The sequence below is a fragment of the Cupriavidus sp. UYPR2.512 genome, from assembly GCF_000379565.1.
Lineage (GTDB): Bacteria > Pseudomonadota > Gammaproteobacteria > Burkholderiales > Burkholderiaceae > Cupriavidus.
This window is the reverse complement of record NZ_KB903002.1, coordinates 1-2,524: the sequence shown is the minus strand read 5'-3', so window position 1 is coordinate 2,524 and position 2,524 is coordinate 1. Positions and strand designations below refer to the sequence as shown.

Annotated in this window: 1 protein-coding gene; it reads left to right on the top strand. The window is 50.4% G+C overall.

Annotated elements, in window-relative coordinates; genetic code table 11:
- Nucleotides 1-833 precede the first annotated feature (833 nt).
- Nucleotides 834-2,524: formyltransferase family protein (locus tag A3A5_RS43385; protein WP_304412938.1), on the top strand; the 1,691-nt coding region annotated here is incomplete at its 3' end.

Genomic DNA, 2,524 nt, shown 5'->3' with positions numbered 1-2,524 from the left:
CCGATTCGCCCCCGCGCTATTTGCACCAGAGCCATATCATGCACTTGGCAATCTTCCTGAGCCTTCGTCAACCCACACTTTTTCCTGACGAACCAAAGTTTTTGAGGTCCGGGCGTAGACCCGCGATTTGGATTTTTTGGGGGAGCGACAGGAATAGCCAGCTTCGTATATCCGAATGAAACTTCGCGCAACCGGAGTCAGCTTTGCAATATTGGCGTAACACTCAAACCAACATGCACAGCTTAGGGAAACGCTTATGTGGACGCCCCCCGGTGGATCGGGTGGTAGATTCGATTCGACTCATCGGTATGATTAACGGCAGCTACCCTGTCGAGCGAAGATTTTGAAAATAAGGAATTCAGATGAATATTTTACAAATACAGGATGAGAATCTGGAATAGCGAATCGTAGTTGCAAAATTGCCCAACTACAAATAAATATCTGCATCTGGAGGTGGCGTCCACAGGGCGCTTCTTCGAACCCGGAATCCAAAGCTCTCCGCTTGTTGCAGCGCCCCCGGGTGTCGTCGTGCGGATGCGCCTTGTTCGTGGGGAGTGTTGATGAATTATAAAATTTCTTTATGACGTGTTCTCGCAATCATCCGAAGAGTTCGCAGCATGCCGATTGCTTAGAATATTCTATAGCGAAGATGAGTAATATTATTTTAGTAAAAATTTCCTCCATCTGACATGAAAATAAACCACCTCACATCTGATACTTCGGAGCAAAGAAAAGATTGCTTGAGAGGTGGTGTAAGCGTGTTTGTTGGAGGTGGTACTTTAGCTATCAGGTGCGCCCAGCTCGCACTGCAAGCCGGATGTGAGATTTGTGCCGTGCTGAGTACAGACGATGTGTTCTCTAACTGGACTTTGCGGGAAGGAATACCACGTCTGAGCAGTATAGATGGGCTTACGGAACTGATCGGACAGAGGGACGTAGATCTTCTGTTCTCCATTGCGAATCCGTTGTTGTTGCCCATAGACTTGGTCCGCAAATTGCGCCGAGGAGCTTACAACTATCATGATGGCCCGTTACCAAGGTATGCAGGAGTGCACGCGACATCTTGGGCACTACTGGCTCATGAAAGGGAATTTGCAATTTCGTGGCACCTTGTGGAGGAGGGCATCGATACGGGTGATTTGGTCGTTCAAAAAGAAGTGTCGATTGAAACTTCCGATACGGCTTTGACACTCAACCTAAGATGCTATGAGTCTGCCATTGTTGGATTTATGGAGCTTCTTTCCATATTAAAAATGGGAAAGAGGGGTGGCATTCGTCAGAAATCAGAGGATAGGAGCTATTTCCCTAGATGGCGTCGGCCGGATGCTGCAGGTTGTTTGCGATGGGATAGACCTGCGCGAGATATTTCAGCAATGGCTCGAGCGCTAAGTTTCGGGGCATATCATGCAAATCCGCTTGGCTCGGCAAAAATCCTCACGGCTGATGGTTTTCTTACTGTTGAGTCAGCAAGAGTTCTTAATCAATGTTCCGAATTGCAATCGGGATCATTGATAGAAATCGATAGAGATTCTTGGCGTGTATCGACGAAAACGGAGGACATAGATGTATTTTTCGGAGATGTAGCTGGAAAGCGCGCGAACGCCATAGATATTGCCAAGCACTACCGCCTTAGCATCGGTGATCGTTTGCCTGTGATAGACGATGCTGCTGCGGCGGCGATTAGAGCGCAGATGGAGCGACTCGCACCCCGGGAAGAGTTCTGGAGGTGTAGGCTCGAGAAATTCAGAGCACCGGATATCAGCTGTTTTACTTCTTCGCGCAAGGAATCTGTACCGGAATGGCGAACCAGTCCGAAGTTCATCTTGGATGCGCTGAAATATTTCCCGTCGACCGAGCGTGTTGAGTCATTGATGACAGCTTGGCTGATCTATGTCGCTCGCGTAACGGGGGGCATAGATCTCCAGCTAGGTTGGGCGCCGATCACCAATGAGAAGCGAGGTGGTCCAGAAGGCATGAAGTCCCTCGTTAGCTCAGTTGTGCCGATGGAAGTTACGATTGATCCCGATAGCGAATTCGCGGATGTTCGTAAAGCAGTGGAGGATGAGTGCATTCGGTTGCAGAAGCACGATAGTTTTCCGCGAGATCTTGTCGCGCGCCATCCCACGCTCCAACAGGTTAAAGAGCTTGGGTTGGAGCAGCCTTGGCCGATCGGTATCGCGACCACTGGGGATTGCAGCGAAGATACACCGAGCATCCCGGCTGGTAATCGAGTTCGGCCCGGCAGAGTCCTGTCATTGGAGATTTGCACTCAGGATGCGAGCTTGTGCTGGCACTTTGATGCCAGTCGCATCGGAAATGAGCAAATTGAACGTATCACAAGGCATATAGAAAGTTTGCTTTCCGCTGCATTGGCCAACGCGCGGCAACCGGTGGGGAAATTTGAGCTGCTGTCGGCTAACGAGCGGTCATATCTGCTGGAGGAGTTGAACCGGACGCAGGCGGCGTATCCGTCGCAGCAGTGCATCCACACGTTGTTCGAGGCGCAGGTGCGCCGGGCACCGGA